Consider the following 16,657-nt stretch of genomic DNA (forward strand, 5'->3'; position numbering starts at 1 on the left):
CACTACTTTGATATTATTTCGCTCTCCTTAACTAAAAAGTTAAGTGGAGCGAAGTTAATATGTTAAACCACAGGATGTTTATTAATTTTTTCAGTCTGTTAGTGTGCGATTATCGATAACAAAACGATATTTCACATCACCACGCAGCATTCGCTCATAGGCTTCATTAATTTGATCGGCCCGAATCATCTCTATATCAGCCACGATGCCATGTTCGGCGCAAAAATCGAGCATCTCCTGAGTTTCTGGAATGCCGCCAATCATAGAACCAGCTATCGCGCGGCGTTTCATGATCAGGTTGAAAACTTCCGGCGATTTATGCGGTGTCGCAGGCGCACCAACCAGCGTCATGGTGCCATCGCGCTTCAGCAAGGTGGTAAAATCGTCGAGATTATGTGGCGCAGCTACTGTATTCAAAATGAAATCGAAACTCTTGAGATGAGCCGCCATCTCATCGGCATTGCGTGAGTTAACAACTTCATCGGCCCCCAGGGCTTTTGCCGCTTCGCGTTTTGACTCAGAAGTGGTAAATGCCACCACATGCGCCCCCATCGCGTGGGCCAGCTTGATCCCCATATGTCCCAGACCGCCGATGCCGACCACGCCCACTTTTTTACCCGGCCCGGCCTGCCAGTGACGTAGCGGCGAGTATGTGGTGATCCCTGCACACAACAAAGGAGCCACCGCCGCCAGGTGCTCTTGCGGGTGACGAATACGCAGAACATATCGCTCATGAACGACGATCTGTTGTGAGTAGCCGCCCAGAGTATGGCCCGGTTCGTCCGGCGTCGGCGAGTTATAGGTGCCGGTCATGTGATCACAGTAGTTTTCCAGCCCGTCTTCACACTCTTCGCAATGTTTACAACTGTCGACAATGCAGCCGACACCAACCAGATCGCCCGGCGCATATTTTTCTACCTGATCACCAACAGCTACCACGCGCCCCACAATTTCATGACCCGGCACGCAGGGGTAAACCGTCCCCGCCCACTCCGAACGGACCTGGTGGAGATCGGAATGGCAGACGCCACAGTAAGCGATTTCGATTTTGACATCATGCGGTCGCGGTTCACGCCGGGTGATATCCATCGGTTCAAGTGGTTGTTTAGCGGAATATGCACCAACAGCTTTGATCTTCATTGTGTTTACTCCTGATTAGCTATGTGTATTTGGCGATGCCTGATATGTCATCGCGGCAAAACGCGTCCATTGAATATAGCCAATATTTAAACCACCCGATCCAGCCCTAACATGCCGCGAGCCTGAATGAAACAGAGCAGCAACGTTCCCCATAAGGCCATCGTCAGGTAGGGGCTTATACCGAGAATATTGAAGCCGCTTTCAATAATTTGCAGAAGAAACAGCGCCAGCACCATACCAATTATCCGCCCGCTGCCGCCGTCCGGATTAACCCCGCCGAGTACTGCCGCGAGGATTGACACCAGCAAGTACGATTCGCCATAAGAGGCCTTAGCCGAGTTGAGTTTCGACATCATCAAAAATGCCGCTACCGCACAAAGCAAGGCGGAAATGACATACACCCATATCAGCACCAGACGAGTGTTAATACCGGAGTAAAGTGTTGCTCGTTCGTTAGAACCAATCAGATAAATGGATTTACCGAGCGGCGTTTTCTCCAGCAATATCCACAGCCCCAGCGCCACTGCGGTAAACAACCACATCGGTAGCGGAATACCGAACCACTGTGCATGATTCAACCACAGCACCCATGAGGGATAATTGGCAATGGCGCTACCGCCTGTCACCAGAATATTTACCCCTTTGAGCAACGTCATCATCCCGAGTGTTGCAAGAATTGGCGACACTCGAATACCAGCAATCAATACGCCGTTACATAAACCGATTATCACCGCCGCGCCAGCGCCCGCCAGCAGCGTAGCGACAACCGTAGCAATACCCGGTGGATACTGAGTCGCCACCCACGCCATCACCAGTGAACAGGCGTTAGCAGTGGCTATAATTGACAAGTTAATGCCACCGCAAAGCATGGTCACCGCCATAGCCAACGCCAGAATGCCCAGCACGGGCATTTGCGAAGCGACGGACTGGAAATTACTTATCGACCAGAAAATCTCCGGCATAGTAATGCTGAAGGCTGCAACAGTTAGCACCAGCAGGCCGATCAAGTAAAACTCAACGTTGTTACGCCACGATTTTTTCATAGCAGACTCCGGTTCTGATGCTGACTCCACGCCGTGGCACTAATGCTGGCAACGATGATGATGCCGGTGATCAATGTTTGCCAGTAAGACGAGACTCCCAATAAATTTAGCCCGTTTTGCATCACTGCCAACAACACCACGCCGAGCAAAGTACCGGTTAACGTGCCGCGCCCGCCGAGCAAACTAGTGCCGCCAAGCACCACCGCAGCCAGTACTGTCAGCTCATAACCCAGAAGAGAATCGGGGGCGACAGTCATCACCGTCCACGACTGCACTACACCCGCAGCACCAGACATCAATCCCATATAGCCGTAGACGAAAAGTTGCAGTTTCAGCACGCTAAAGCCGATGCGACTGGCTGATTCGCGGTTCCCGCCAAGGGCATAAATTTTGCGCCCTACACTGGTGAAATTCATGATAAACGCTGTTAGCAGCACCACCGTAATCATGGCGATCAGCGGCAGACCAAGGCCATAGTCATAGCCATCAGCATCGGTGTACTTGAACAACATAACCCCCTGCTCAAACCACGGCGGAAAGTCGTACAGCCACACACCTTTACTCAACCATAACAGCAGGCCATAGAAAATATTCAGCGTCGAGATAGTGATGATGATAGACGGCACCCGTAGGCGATTAACCAGTAAGGCGTTTATTAAGCCAAGTAAAATGCCGATGCCGCCCGCCAGGGCAAACGCGACAGCAAAGTTGCCACCCATTTTTTGCAGCAACAGCACCATGCCGTATTGCGCAATGATGGTCATTGCCGGAAACGAAATATCAATCCCACCGGAAATTAACACCACAAACAAACCACAGGCGAGAATAGTCAACATGGCATAGTTATTGGCGAGATCGTACAAATTACCGAATGTCAGAAACTCGTCGCTGCGCCAGGCAAGGCCAACAAACAGCACCACAATCAGTAATGCCAGCCAGAATTCATGGCGTTTTTTCAGTTCAGCCATTTACCACCTCCGCAATCCTGGCCTGAGAACTGCTGTCAGGCAGGAAGCTATGGGTGATCTGACCTTTTTGCATTACCAAAATCCGGTGGCTTTGATACCACGCTTCTTCAATTTCATCGCAGATCATCAATACCGCAATGCCATGAGCCGCCAGATCGCTGATAATGCCGTATATTCCTGCTTTGTTGGCGATATCAACACCGACAGTCGGGCTATCGAGAATCAACAGTCGTGGCCCAATCGCCAGCCATTTGGCGATCGATACTCGCTGCGCGTTACCCCCGGAAAGCGTATTCACCGGGAGATGTGGGTCAGAGACTTTGATGGTCAATGCCTTGATTAGCCTGTCCACCAGGTCACGCACTTTAGCTTCACTCAGAAAGCCGAAGCGATCTTTTACCTTGTGAAAAACAGTGCTAATGATGTTGTCTTCAATAGATTGCGCCATCACCAAACCGCGCGACATGCGATCTTCCGAAACATAACCAATACCGTGGCGGATGGCGTCCTGGTTACTATGCAGTGTAACCGGCTGACCGTTGATGAGGATCTCACCAGCATCCGGTCGGGTCATACCAAACAGACTCAGACATAATTCCGTGCGCCCCGCACCAAGCAGGCCAACAATCGACACCACTTCGCCCGCTTCCACCCGCAAGTTAATATTTTGATATTCCCCATGACGACTTAAATTACGCACCTCCAGCACCGGGGTGCTGGATTTTCCCTGCCACAACTCTCGTACCTGATATTCGAACTCCTGGCCGGTCATCAGAAAACTGAGTTGTTTTGTGGTCATCTCTGCGGCCGGAAAGGTCCCGACCAGCTCACCATCTTTCAGCACTGAAATACGGTCGGAAACTTCCATCACTTCTTCCAGACGATGACTGACGAAGACCACGCAGATCCCGCGTTCCCGCAATTGATGCACCACCTGTAATAACCCTTGCACTTCCTGATGGGTCAGCGAAGCGGTTGGTTCATCCATCACGATCAACCGTGCGTCCTGCGCCAGTGCACGGCAAATTGCCACCAGCTGACAGCGGGCAATTGAAAGCTCAGAAACGAGCGTATCCAGTGGCAATGTGACGTTAATACTGGTCATTGCCGCCTGCGCCACCTCACGCAGACGACGGCGGTTAACAAACAGACCGTGGTGATAGTGATTCACGGCGATATTCTCCCAGACACTCAGGTTAGGAAATAAAGAGAGGTCCTGATAAATCACCTGAATCCCCTGCGCCACCGAAGCGGCGGGTGTCAGCTTTGACCAGTTTTTCCCACCAAGCGTAATTTCCGCCCCCTCATCCGGGCGATAAACACCGGACATAATTTTAATCAACGTCGATTTACCACAGCCGTTTTGCCCGGCAAGGCAGTGCACCTCACCCGACATAAAGTCGAGAGAAACATCGCGCAGCGCTCGCGTGGCATGAAACGTTTTGTTGATATGACGAAGGGAAAGGAAGGTTTCCATAGCATCCCCTGGCAATAAGAATCGGGGCTTTCGCCCCGAAGAAATGGATTAATAAAGTGAGTCGATATTGTCTTTGTTGACCAGTAATACCTTATGGAAACGGATAATTCGCTTATCCATATCTACGTCAGCCTTACCGAGATTCTGCATTTCTAATCCAGGTTTGATCTCTTCACCCTTCAGCAACGTGCTGGCGACGGCCGCGAGTGCGTAACCTGCAGAGGCCGGATCGTAAGTAATCCCTTCGGTGATATCACCACTTTTAATCAGTGATGCCGCCTGTGAAGGGATCATCATGCCATAGACTGCGACTTTATTTTTCGCCCGTTTCTCTTTCACTGCACGTCCCGCGCCAATCGGGCCGTTTGAACCAAAGGAGACAACCGCTTTCAAGTCAGGATAGGTTTTCATCAGGTCCAGTGTGGTACGACGTGAGTCATCCACACTCTCGGCAACCGGCATGCGGCGGGTAACTTCATGCATATCCGGGTAATGCTCTTTCTGGTATTTCACCAGCAAGTCAGCCCATAAGTTATGCTGCGGCACGGTCAAACTACCCACGTAAATCACATAGCCGCCCTTGCCCCCCATGCGTTTCGCCATATGCTCAACATATTCAGCGGCAAATTTTTCGTTATCAATGATTTCGATATCCCAGTTAGCACTTGGCTGACCGGGAGATTCGTTGGTCAGAACCACAATTCCGGCATCTCGCGCTTTTTTGAATACCGGTTCCAGCACGTTGGCATCGTTTGGCACGATAGTAATTGCATTAACCTTACGGGCGATTAAATCCTCAATAATTTTAACCTGTTGCGGAGCATCAGTACTTGAAGGCCCCACCTGTGACGCATTAACACCAAAGGCTTTACCCGCCTCAACCACACCTTCGCCCATGCGATTAAACCACGGCATACCATCGACTTTAGAGATATTCACCACGACTTTTTCCGCTGCCTGGAGCGGCGCAGAAATTAGCGCAGCGCCTAATAACAGCGAAGACACCATATTGATAACAAAACGTTTATTCATCATTTCAGCCTCATTGCAGGGTAGTCAGGAAGTGTTCGCCCAAATTAGCGCGCTGGAGAGAATAAGAATTTTCGAATATTTTTATGCAGAATAAACAGCCCTATTTCAGGCAGCTATTAAAAATATGGTTATAAATATGGACAAAACGGGCAGCAACAATAAGTGTGACATTCATCACGTAAAAAATAGCAAAATAAACAAAATTAGCGATATTTTATGTGTGTGAGTTTATTTCGCGTAGATAAATAGTTATCTACACAACGTCAATAAGGGCATATTCTTCAAAGATAACGTCCATTTCTGGTGAATAGCTTCCTTCTGCCTGGAAAAAACGACGGTGTTCATTACGCCAATATTCAAGACTGAGGTCACCTTCACCTTCCTTACGGGCAAGCTCCGCGGTGACATCAGAAAAGCGCAGTAAATGCAGGCCAATCACTCTGATAACACATACAGGCTCACCACGGCTATTTTCTACAATCTTATACTCACCAATCATCGGAAATGCGTTGTCTTCAATACATCCTGCCAGCGAACCACAGGAAGCTGTTTTAACACCAGTCGCAATCAACGTTGCGAGGTGATCGGCCAACGCTGCAGAATCGCCAAAAGTACAAAAGGAAGCATGGGGATATTTTTGTAAGATTTTTTCTTTTATGGTCATGAGAATATTTTCGCGATTACGGAAAAACAAATCACATCTTAATTACTGTTGGTAACCATCAGCAAGAGTATCATTGGTTTTTCGATACTGAATCTTTTTTATCCGAAGCAGGTCACATTTATGGCCTGATAAATACCTTTGTTAAAACTCACTTTTGTGTATTTCTCTCAAATAATCCCCTGGAAATTATGCCGGGAGATTATAAAGTTCAGGATCATTCATTAGCAGACCATTCCCGCCCCACTCCCTGGGGCTTAAATCTCTTACTATTCACCGTTGCAGGCGTTTCAAATGCGCATCAACCTGCCACACTCCCCCACACCAGTTGCCCTTTATGGAACGTTGCGGTTCTCGGCGAGATACGCGCCACCGCCTCGGCGGAACAGGAGGCGTCCACCAGCACAAAGCTGGCGTCATCCTGCGCTTTGGGCCAGACACGCTCGCCTTTTTCATTCAGCGGCAATACATCGCCAGTGGCTAGAAACAGCGAACGGGAGAGGTTCTGTTCGTTAGGACGAATATAGAGCTGCGCGTACAGATTGGCTTTTTCCAGCATGTCGCCCAGACCATAAGGCGACCAGTGGTCGATAACGCTGTCAGTGCCAGTCATGACTTTTACGCCTTTGTCGTGCAACTGTTTGAGCGGCATATGCAGCGTGCCAATCGGCACCGTCGAGGCAATAGAAATTTGCTGCGCCACCATCCGGTGCGCCAGTTCATCTACCTGTTGTTCGTTGAGCGTTGCCAGCGCAAAGGCGTGACTGATGGTCAGCTTGCCCTTCAGCTGTGGCGTTTTCTCTACCGTTTCAACCATATAATTGATAGCTGCCACGCCTGCCGGAGTGGTTTCGTGCAGGTGAATATCGACGCCTTTGTCATAGTCCAGCGCAATCTGGAACATGGTGTCGAGGGATTTTTCCATCGCGCCATCGACACTGGTCGGGTCCAGCCCGCCGACGTAATGCGCGCCCGCCTGCATTGCTTCACGCATTAAAGGTTCCGATTTCGACAGCAGCAAACCGTGCTGCGGGAAGGCGACAATTTCACACTCGAAGCCCGCCTGACGTCGCGCCAGCACCGACTGCAAATTTTGCAGATTTTTCAGGCCGGAAACCGGTTCGATATTGCAGTGGCTGCGGGCAATGGTGGTGCCTTTTGACTGCAATAAATCGATCAGTTTTTCCGCCCGTTCCTGAGTATATGGTTGCAGCTCCGGCAGCATTTTCTGCTCGAGTTTGATCATGTCCTGGATGGTGGTGCCTGCCGGACGATTGAGCGAGCGCCACGGCCCGCCGTAAAAGGTTTTGTCGAGATGAATATGCATGTCGCGGGTAGTGGGCAGCATCAGCTTACCGCCAGCGTCATAGTGCGGCAGCGTGGCGTCCGGATGCTGCTTGTTCTCGCGCAGGGCAACAATTTTGCCGTTCTGAATCTCTACGGTCTGGTGCGCCGTGCGGGTCTGTACTGCCACACCGTTTTCGTAGTCAAAACCGGTTTCCAGCAGCACGTTGTCGAGATAGTAGTGCGGGTCAGTGATTTTCATGGTGTTATTCGCGTCGCAATGGATTGTGCCAGAGACTGCCGCATGGGCGAGCGGCACAGAGGTACCAAACAGCGCGGCGGCGGTGACCATCTTACCGCTCTGGCTCAGAAACTCACGGCGGCTATTGTTTTCTTTCATCTTACGTCCTTACGTTTTAATAATATGGGTGCCCGTTTCACCACGCAGCGCCGCAGGCAGGCATTCCGGCGTGGTGATAATCACTTCTTTACCGCCCTGTTCCAGGAACGCCAGGCTGGCGATGATTTTTGGCAACATGCTGCCCGGCGGGAAATGCCCTTCCTGCATATAGCGGGTCATGGTGGCAATATCCACCCGATCCAGCGCCTGCTGCTGCGGTTTGCCAAAGTGGATACAGACTTTTTCGACGCCGGTGGTGATCACCAGAATGTCGGCGTGAATTTCACGGGCCAGTAGCGCGGTAGAGAGATCTTTGTCGATAACCGCGTCCACGCTTTGGTAATCTCCCGCTTCGCTGCGCACCACAGGAATTCCACCGCCGCCCGCGCCAATTACGATAAAGCCTTGTTGGATCAGCGCCTTAATGGCAGGTGCCTCGACAATACGTTTCGGTTCCGGCGAGGCGACCACGCGGCGATAGCCCCGTCCGGCATCTTCAACAAAACGCCAGTCAGGGTTTGCCTTTTGTAATTCGTCACGCTGGCTTTCACTGAAGAATACGCCGATAGGCTTGGTGGGATGGGCAAATCCCGGATCGTTTTTATCCACTTCCACCTGAGTCACCACGGTGACGGCTTTTTTCTCGCCGTGGCGGGCCAGCCGGTTGTTCAGCGCCTGCTGGATCAGATAGCCAATGCCACCTTGCGTATCCGCCACACAGTTTGCCAGCGGCGTTAAGGGCAGCCCTTCGCGCTCGTGAGCAATCTCCGCGCGGCGTAAATCCAGCCCGACCTGCGGCCCGTTACCGTGGGTCAGCACAATGTCGTAATCGGAAGCCAGCATTTCCAGCACCGTATCGGCGACGGCTTTCACCGCCTCCGCCTGATGCTCAATCGACTGGCTGGCGTTATCTTTGATAATGCTGTTGCCACCAATGGCAACGACCACAAGTTCTTTCATATTTTTATGTCCGCTACAGAGGGTGATGGGGTTATGACCAACGCCAAATTGCCTGATGCGCTACGCTTATCAGGCCTACAGATTCTTGTGCCATTCGTAGACCGGATAAGGCGTTCACGCCGCATCCGGCAATCGTGACAAATGCCTGATGCGCTACGCTTATCAGGCCTACAGATTCTTGCGCCACTCGTAGGCCGGATAAGGCGTTCACGCCGCATCCGGCAGAGACAACGCGCACTTTGCAGGTCAGACGCCGTAACGTTCGCACCAGCCAAGAATGGCTTTCTCGAAGCAGGCGAATGGCGGATGCACAATGCCCGCGCCAATCATGCCGACGCCCGCATCTTTATGGGCGATGGCGGTGTTGATCACCGGCAGAATGCCGCTGCTGCCCACGCGGGTGATGTCGATTGCCGACGGCACGCCCATAAAACCGAGCAGCGGAATGGTGACGTTGGGGTTTTCGCCGAGAGTGATTTCACGCATCTGACGGGAGAAATCGATAGCCTCTTCCACCGTGCCGCCCACCAGCGCAACGATTGCAGGCGCGGTCGCCATGGCAAATCCGCCAATGCCGTAGGTTTCAGTGATGGCGCTGTCGCCGATATCCAGCCCCGAATCTTCCGGCTTATAACCGGCAAACATCGGGCCGATCACCTGCTGCGCCGGGCCGGTAAACCATTGCCCCGGCAGGCCGCTGACCCGCAGGCCGAACTCGACGCCGTTACGCGCCATGGTGGTGACCACAGTGCTGTATTCAATGCCGTGCGCCGCATCCATCGCCGCTTTACACATCGCCATCCACGTCGGGCCGGAGAAGTAGTCGCTGCTGGCGACAAACTCAAACACTTCGCGCTGTTGCTCGACGGAATAACCCGCCTGAATAATCCCCGGCGTCAGCGCCTGAATCAGCAGCGTCGTCCCGGCGTTATTGCGGTTATGGCATTCATCGCCCATGTGCAGCGCCTGCGCCAGCATTAAGCGCAGATCGATTTCGCCGATAATTTTCATCGCGTCGCGCAGCATTGGCCCCTGCACATCGCGCATCCAGTTGAGGCGGTCAATCACGCTCTGGTCGTTAGCGCCCATACGCAAAATCTTCGCCATCTGCTCGCTCATATTGGTGTAAGCGATGTTGCCGTAGGTTTTGTTTTTTACGATGTGCATAAACATCGAGGCCGAGGTAACACCCGCCATCGAACCCACGCAGTCGTGCTCGTGGCACGGCGAGAAGGTAATCTCCCCGGAGGCAGCCAGTTCAGCCGCCTCATCGAGATCTTTCGCCAGCCCTTCGAACACCAGCGCTCCGGTGACCGCGCCTTTCATCGCGCCACACATTTTTTCCCAGGTGATCGGCGGCCCGGCGTGAAGAATGGTTTTCGGCGTCATGCCCGGCACCACGTTAATCGCCTGATCAAAACCAATCAGCACCGGATGCGACTGGATAATGCGCTCCAGCGCCTGCTGGTTAGCGGCGGCGATTTTGTCCGCCAGCGGGGAATCGGCAATGTTGTCCAGCGCCTGCACCACCTGCATATTGCCCTGCCCCGGCGGCGTCCAGTCGAGTTGGGTCACTTCTACATGCTGCTTTTTCAGATCATCGCTAAACATGGCGATACCGACGTTAATAACGTTCAACGGTTGGCTAAACAGTGACGGGCTCATCAGGCTTCCTCCCCTTTGCAGATAAATTCACGCGCCAGCAATCCGGTATTGGTGCTGCTGCTGGCCAGAATCACTCCGGCATCAAGCAACATCTGGCTTTGTTGTTCTAACGATGGCGTATCGAGATCGGTACCCAGCACATAGGCGAGAATGATCAACTCGCGCCCTTCGGCAGCGGCGATCGCTTTCGCCTCTTTGATCGCCTCGATGGTGGAACCGACCGGATCTTCATGCGATCCAAACCCGAGCACAAAATCCATCACGATCACCGCCACTTCTGGATCGCGCGCTTCTTCGATCAACCGGCTGATGCGGTTGGTCGGGTCAATCATTGGATGCGGCTTGCCGTTGGTAAAATCGTCATCGCCAAAGTCGAGGAAGGTATGTTTGACGCTGCGGTTGATATCTTGCAGGCGGAATTCAGGATCGGGCTGAATGTTGCTGTAGACATCGCCATGTTTTTCCATCACCGCAAACATGGTTTCGTCACACAGCGTGCCGCCGCAGAACAGGCCACGAATGTATTTCTGCTGCGGTTGCAGACGCGCACGCACATCCGCAATCAACGGCTGGTTCAGGGTATGCAAGTCGAGATGTTCTTGTTTCATACCGGAGAGCATCACCGCTTTTAGTGCCGCTTCTTTGCTGCCGCGAGCAAACTGTAGCCCCTGCTCATCCACTGGCGTTTCGCCACGACCGAGGAAGCAGACTACCACTGGCTTACGGCAGGCACGTGCGCGTTCCAGCACTTTGCGGGCCACCGCAGGCGCAGGCGGTTTGGAGATAAGCACAATGATTTCAGTTTGCGGATCGTTTTCCAGCATCCCGATAGCGTCGAGCATCATCAGGCCGCCGATTTTCTCGCTCAGGTCGCGCCCACCGGTGCCAATCAGTTGCGAAACGCCGCCGCCAAATTCATGGATACGGACGCTCAGTTCCTGGCTACCGGTGCCGGATGCGCCAACAATACCGATGTTGCCGCGACGCACGGCGTTACCAAAGCAGAGCGCCGCGCCGTTGATAATCGCCGTGCCGCAGTCTGGCCCCATCATCAGCAGCCCTTTTTCGTGGGCCAGTTGTTTGAGCGCCAGTTCATCTTCAACTGTGACGTTATCGGAAAACAGCATCACGTTAAGATCGTTTTGCAACGCCTGACGCGCTTCGCGAGCGGCAAACAGACCGTTGACCGAAATCACTGCCAGGTTACTTTCCGGGATATGCTTTTTGGCGCTGGCAATAGTGGCGTAACGCGCCTCGTGCGAGCCGCTTTGCGCTTTGGTGTTGAACAGTTCTTCAATCTCCACCAGCAACTGCTCGTTGTCTGCGCCCGCTTTGCCGTTGATGACAATCATCAGGTCGCCGTTTTTCGCCTGCTCCAGCTCCGGCGTCAGCAGCCCTAAATTCTTCAGCACGCCTTTGTTCATTTCGGTCGCCATCGCCACAAATGCCTGCTCGACGCCGTCGAGTTTATTTGCACGTGTGGAGATAGACATCAGCGAGACAGAATCAAAATAGGTATTCGGTTTAATGACTATTTTAACTGACATAATTCCCTCCGTAGGTTTGGCTCAGCGCACAACCATCGGCCATGCCATACAGCATGTCGCAGCCGGAACTGGAGCCAATATGTTTAATTTTTTCTATTGCCTGAGTTGCGTGCCCAGGGATGTCATAAATAATGTTATGAATAAAACGATGAATATTTTCCCGGCAGCGTTGTTGTACTGCGGCTTCCAGCGTTATGGCACTTAATAACGTGGTATTATTTCTGCCGCGTTGCAGACCGAGATAAAATTCCTCTTTGTATTTTTCCGCCGGATGTCCGGAAATAAATAAAATAAGCGCCAGACCTGTTAAATAATCGTCGGCTGATGGCGTAAGGCCAATCCCTAAGCCCATCATACTGGCGACTGCTGAGGCGATATTTTGTTTATCGTTTACGGCCTGAATAACTGCCCGTCGTTTAATATGTAATTCTTTATTTAACGCCTGATAAAACGGATTATCGCCGCAATAATTAAACAGGGTTTCATTTTCCCCCAGGTGCTGATGAATAATGTCATGCCACTGTTGCCAGGCGATAAGGTGAAAATTCACAGCGGCCATTTGCAAGGTTGGGGACAGCCAACGCCGACAACGACTCATCTCTATATGAAGATGTTGACCAACCGTAATGCCTTGATCGTCAAACTGAACCTTATCACCATGCCGGAACAGACCATCAAAGTGAGTGAGTGCCAACCGACAACTGTTTGGCGCATTGTCGTACTCTTCACAAAGCAGCGTCAGCAATTGCTGGCGGGCCGGAAGTGCGATATTTACCGCTCTGGCAAAGACCTGTTCAACCTGACCTTGCCCCCGCTGCGCCAGAAAATCAGCATCCGCAGTTAGCGCCCACACACACCGTCTTTCTGGTGTGTTGATAGCAAGCCTCCCGGTTTATGCACCTGCGGCAATCAGTAACTGCGCAATCTCTTCAAAGCCTCGTTCCTGCGCCAGTTCCAGCGGCGTTTTGCCATATTTATCCGTCATGTGCGGGCTGGCACCGTGTTCAAGCAATAACTGGACAATCGCCTGCTGTTTAATCCCGCCATCATTAAGCACAATTGCTTCCAGTAGCGGCGTCCAGCCAACATGGTTGGTCTGGTTAACGTTAATCTCCGTATGCGCCAAAAGCTCTTTTACAATACTTAAATGGCCTTTTTCACAGGCAGGCGTCAGGCCGACACCGCCAAAACGGGTGACGCAATTAAGATCGGGTTTAGCCGGTAAAATAATCCGTAACAGGGTTAAATCGCCGGTCAGGCAGCTAATTAAAAAAGGATTTGAACATATCTGATCTTGCTTATTAATATCCGCTCCGGCGTCAATTAATGCCTGAACGCAAGCATATTGCTGATATAAACTTGCCAGCGTAATTGCCGTTTTCCCCTGACGATCGCAGATATTAATATCGACACCCAGCGCAAGGCAGGTTTTTACTTTATCGATATCACCCTGTTGCGCAGCCAATAAATAGTCGGCAGGTAGATTTTTTATAGTCATTCAGATTCCCCTGGTTTTTGTGGCTGTTTTCGATGAATTGAGAATAGCAACGATAATCTGATAAAAGAACCCGCTTAAATTTAATTCGCCGTATTTCGCCTTTTTGTTGAATGATGTTCAACAATCTTTTCGCAGTGTGCGGTAATGCAATATTTGTTTCTTTGACCCGATACCCTTTCACTCAATCAGGTTTTATTTCTCTATAGTCTGCACATGTAAGAGTAGCTTTCGTCCATGTCTAACCAGAGGGGAACAAGATGAACGGACTCACGGCAACGGGTGTCACCGTCGGTATTTGTGCAGGGCTTTGGCAGTTAGTGTCTTCACATGTCGGGCTCTCTCAGGGATGGGAATTATTAGGAACCATTGGCTTCGTCGCCTTTTGCAGTTTTTATGCCGCAGGCGGCGGTAAATCGGGGTTTATCAGAAGTCTGGCGGTTAATTATTCCGGGATGGTGTGGGCGTTTTTCGCCGCGCTGGCTGCCGGCTGGCTGGCCTCGGTGAGTGGATTGTCCACGTTCTGGGCGAGCGTGATTATGACTGTACCCTTCTCGGCGGTGGTGGTCTGGCAAGGACGTTTCGGTTTATTGTCTTTTATTCCCGGAGGCTTTCTCGGCATGACGCTATTTTTTGCCAGCGGGATGAACTGGACGGTGACATTACTGGGTTTTCTGGCGGGTAACTGCGTGGGGATAATTTCAGAATATGGCGGACAAAAATTAAGCGAAGCGACGACTAAACGCGACGGGTATTAAAAGTTATTCAAAAATGATTATCTATCTTTAACCGATACCTCTACAGTCATGACTGGAGAAATTCATATTCGATAATGGCGGGAATGGTTTAATGAACTCAATTTTTACCGAAGAGAATCTGTTGGCATTTACTACCGCTGCGCGTTTTGGCAGTTTCAGTAAAGCCGCAGAAGAGTTGGGTTTAACCACTTCCGCCATTAGCTACACCATCAAGCGAATGGAAACAGGGCTGGATGTGGTGCTGTTCACTCGCAGTACCCGAAGCATTGAGTTAACGGAGTCCGGGCGTTATTTTTTCCGCAAAGCTACCGACCTGCTGAATGATTTTCACGCCATCAAACGCAGCATCGATACTATTTCGCAGGGTATAGAAGCACGGGTGCGCATTTGTATTAACCAACTGCTTTATACGCCCAAACACACCGCACGCTTATTACAGGTACTGAAAAAGCAGTTTCCAACCTGCCAGATTACCGTGACGACCGAAGTGTATAACGGCGTCTGGGATGCGATTATTAATAATCAGGCGAATATTGCTATCGGCGCGCCCGACACACTGCTGGACGGCGGCGGCATTGATTACACGGAGATTGGCGCAATTCGCTGGGCTTTTGCTATCGCCCCGGATCACCCATTAGCCTTTGTGCCGGAACCCATCGCCGAAAGCCAGCTGCGTCTCTACCCTAATATTATGGTGGAGGACACCGCGCATACGATTAATAAAAAAGTGGGCTGGTTGCTGCATGGGCAGGAGTCGATTCTGGTGCCAGATTTCAACACCAAATGTCAGTGCCAGATTTTAGGCGAAGGAATTGGTTTTTTGCCGGATTACATGGTCCGCGAGGCGATGGCACAATCCCTGCTGGTTACCCGACAAATCCATAATCCGCGCCAGGATTCACGCATGTTACTGGCGACCCAGCACTCTGCCACCGGTCAGGTGACGCAGTGGATTAAAAAACAATTTTCGCCAAATGGCATATTAACGGGGATCTATCAGGATTTACTGCATCGGGAGAATTAATCGCTGCCAACCTCCCGATGCGCTGTGAATAGCGGTTTACATCAACCACCTGCTTTCATTACCCATTCAGAGATAAATTTATTACCCGGTACTGGCGGAGAGTACAAATAGCCCTGCAAAAAGTGAACGCCTTTGCCGATCATTAAATCCGCCTGCTCCTGGGTTTCTACCCCTTCCGCCACGATACTCAGACCAGGCTTACGCGCCAGTTCGACAATATTGTCCACAATATGACCGGAGATTTCGTCCACGCTCGCCATTTGCACAAATGACTTATCGATCTTAATAAAATCGACCGGGAACGCCTGCAAGTAACGATAGGTCGCATAACCCGTACCAAAGTCATCCAGCGCAAAGGTAATGTTGTGCTGATGAAGGCTGTCAAATATCGCTCTGGCTTCTGGCGTTACCGGAATAGGGTTACGTTCCGTTAGCTCGAGAACCAGTTTGATTTTATCGTTACCTAATTTCTTAACCAGGTTCAGGCATTCTTTTTCAAATCCCGCAGCCAAAAAACAACCCGCCGAGACGTTGATGCCAATATGGAAATTGTCCGGCAGCAAATGTTTTACCGGCATCAGAATATCCGCAGTCTGTTTCATCAACTGGCGAGTCATTATGACGATAAGACCAGATGACTCCGCCAGAGGAATAAACTGATCCGGTGGGATAATTCCCGTTTGTGGATGTTCCCAGCGGACAAGCACCTCACAGCCCGTCAGTACCCCAGTCTGCGCGCAGAAAACCGGTTGGATCCACGGTTTGAATTCGTGGTTTTCCAACGCCAGACTGATGGCTTCAGGCGTGACGATATGGTGACAACGGTTATCAGGGATATAAAAATTATTTTTATTTCCCGTGCCACTGATGACTTGCGGATGATATTGAAAAAAGATATCCCGCCAGAAGGTAATATCACTCTGGATGCCTAGTTTTTCATACAGCTGCTTCTTTTGATGTGAAATTGTCTTTGCACTGCGATTTCTGTACTGTGAGATTTCTGTAACCGACATTCCCTCCATTAGCAGCTTGAGTAAAAGCCGTTCTTTTTCGGACACGATACCAGGCAACGTCAAATTCACCGTTGCCCCGAACTCTTCCAAAAAAACACTCAAATCATGCGAAGCCATTGAACACACCTTGATTAAATCTTGTGCGCCAGCTAAATCTGCGAGTCTTCACTCTGACTGATAAAGCTGGCTG

At 51.2% G+C, this 16,657-nt stretch carries 16 protein-coding genes; 2 read left to right on the forward strand and 14 right to left on the reverse strand.

Features of this window, described 5'->3' with window-relative positions; translation table 11 throughout:
* Nucleotides 1-90: 90 nt before the first annotated feature.
* From yahK to ACJHWT_RS14885, 13 genes are all read right to left on the reverse strand, one after another.
* Nucleotides 91-1,140, reverse strand: coding sequence for an NADPH-dependent aldehyde reductase YahK (gene yahK, locus ACJHWT_RS14825; RefSeq protein WP_000692759.1), 1,050 nt, complete (start codon nucleotides 1,138-1,140; stop codon nucleotides 91-93).
* A gap of 86 nt (nucleotides 1,141-1,226) precedes the next feature.
* Complete coding sequence (locus tag ACJHWT_RS14830) at nucleotides 1,227-2,183, reverse strand: ABC transporter permease (protein ID WP_410232333.1); 957 nt, start codon at nucleotides 2,181-2,183, stop codon at nucleotides 1,227-1,229.
* Complete coding sequence (locus tag ACJHWT_RS14835; protein WP_000818903.1) at nucleotides 2,180-3,151, reverse strand: ABC transporter permease; 972 nt, start codon at nucleotides 3,149-3,151, stop codon at nucleotides 2,180-2,182. Before ACJHWT_RS14835 ends, ACJHWT_RS14830 begins: the two co-directional genes overlap by 4 nt.
* Nucleotides 3,144-4,628: a sugar ABC transporter ATP-binding protein gene (locus ACJHWT_RS14840; protein WP_000447342.1), complete on the reverse strand. Its 1,485-nt coding sequence runs from the start codon at nucleotides 4,626-4,628 to the stop codon at nucleotides 3,144-3,146. Before ACJHWT_RS14840 ends, ACJHWT_RS14835 begins: the two co-directional genes overlap by 8 nt.
* A gap of 48 nt (nucleotides 4,629-4,676) precedes the next feature.
* Nucleotides 4,677-5,660: an autoinducer 2 ABC transporter substrate-binding protein gene (locus ACJHWT_RS14845; protein ID WP_001042107.1), complete on the reverse strand. Its 984-nt coding sequence runs from the start codon at nucleotides 5,658-5,660 to the stop codon at nucleotides 4,677-4,679.
* Nucleotides 5,661-5,913: 253 nt separating this feature from the next.
* Nucleotides 5,914-6,324: an ASCH domain-containing protein gene (locus ACJHWT_RS14850; RefSeq protein WP_001317647.1), complete on the reverse strand. Its 411-nt coding sequence runs from the start codon at nucleotides 6,322-6,324 to the stop codon at nucleotides 5,914-5,916.
* A 298-nt stretch (nucleotides 6,325-6,622) separates the two neighbouring features.
* Nucleotides 6,623-8,005, reverse strand: a complete 1,383-nt coding sequence (locus tag ACJHWT_RS14855; RefSeq protein ID WP_000662408.1) for an amidohydrolase family protein — start codon at nucleotides 8,003-8,005, stop codon at nucleotides 6,623-6,625.
* 9 nt (nucleotides 8,006-8,014) lie between these two features.
* Nucleotides 8,015-8,965, reverse strand: a complete 951-nt coding sequence (locus tag ACJHWT_RS14860) for a carbamate kinase family protein (RefSeq protein ID WP_000661660.1) — start codon at nucleotides 8,963-8,965, stop codon at nucleotides 8,015-8,017.
* A 31-nt stretch (nucleotides 8,966-8,996) separates the two neighbouring features.
* Nucleotides 8,997-9,233: a hypothetical protein gene (locus tag ACJHWT_RS14865; protein WP_001695472.1), complete on the reverse strand. Its 237-nt coding sequence runs from the start codon at nucleotides 9,231-9,233 to the stop codon at nucleotides 8,997-8,999.
* A complete protein-coding gene (locus ACJHWT_RS14870; protein ID WP_000075086.1) occupies nucleotides 9,212-10,630 on the reverse strand; it encodes a DUF1116 domain-containing protein in 1,419 nt (472 codons plus the stop codon). Before ACJHWT_RS14870 ends, ACJHWT_RS14865 begins: the two co-directional genes overlap by 22 nt.
* Nucleotides 10,630-12,177 (reverse strand): acyl-CoA synthetase FdrA, encoded by a 1,548-nt coding sequence (gene fdrA, locus ACJHWT_RS14875; protein WP_000111802.1) that lies wholly within the window; start codon nucleotides 12,175-12,177, stop codon nucleotides 10,630-10,632. Before fdrA ends, ACJHWT_RS14870 begins: the two co-directional genes overlap by 1 nt.
* On the reverse strand, nucleotides 12,167-13,030 hold the full coding sequence (locus ACJHWT_RS14880) for a DUF2877 domain-containing protein (protein WP_001317645.1): 864 nt from the start codon (nucleotides 13,028-13,030) through the stop codon (nucleotides 12,167-12,169). Before ACJHWT_RS14880 ends, fdrA begins: the two co-directional genes overlap by 11 nt.
* A gap of 39 nt (nucleotides 13,031-13,069) precedes the next feature.
* Nucleotides 13,070-13,675: an ankyrin repeat domain-containing protein gene (locus ACJHWT_RS14885; protein WP_000153095.1), complete on the reverse strand. Its 606-nt coding sequence runs from the start codon at nucleotides 13,673-13,675 to the stop codon at nucleotides 13,070-13,072.
* A gap of 257 nt (nucleotides 13,676-13,932) precedes the next feature.
* Between ACJHWT_RS14885 and ACJHWT_RS14890 the strand changes: the two genes are divergently transcribed.
* Together ACJHWT_RS14890 and ACJHWT_RS14895 are read left to right on the forward strand one after the other, a co-directional pair.
* Nucleotides 13,933-14,430, forward strand: coding sequence for a DUF1097 domain-containing protein (locus tag ACJHWT_RS14890; RefSeq protein WP_001013882.1), 498 nt, complete (start codon nucleotides 13,933-13,935; stop codon nucleotides 14,428-14,430).
* 91 nt (nucleotides 14,431-14,521) lie between these two features.
* Nucleotides 14,522-15,454 carry a LysR substrate-binding domain-containing protein gene (locus tag ACJHWT_RS14895; protein WP_001084390.1) on the forward strand — a complete coding sequence of 311 codons (933 nt, stop codon included), beginning with the start codon at nucleotides 14,522-14,524 and terminating at the stop codon, nucleotides 15,452-15,454.
* 41 nt (nucleotides 15,455-15,495) lie between these two features.
* On the opposite strand, the gene ACJHWT_RS14900 is transcribed toward ACJHWT_RS14895, so the two are convergent.
* Nucleotides 15,496-16,584, reverse strand: a complete 1,089-nt coding sequence (locus tag ACJHWT_RS14900; protein WP_000146391.1) for an EAL domain-containing protein — start codon at nucleotides 16,582-16,584, stop codon at nucleotides 15,496-15,498.
* Between the last annotated feature and the right edge of the window lie 73 nt (nucleotides 16,585-16,657).

The sequence above is a fragment of the Escherichia sp. WS338 genome, from assembly GCF_046486405.1.
Classification (GTDB): Bacteria; Pseudomonadota; Gammaproteobacteria; order Enterobacterales; family Enterobacteriaceae; genus Escherichia; species Escherichia coli.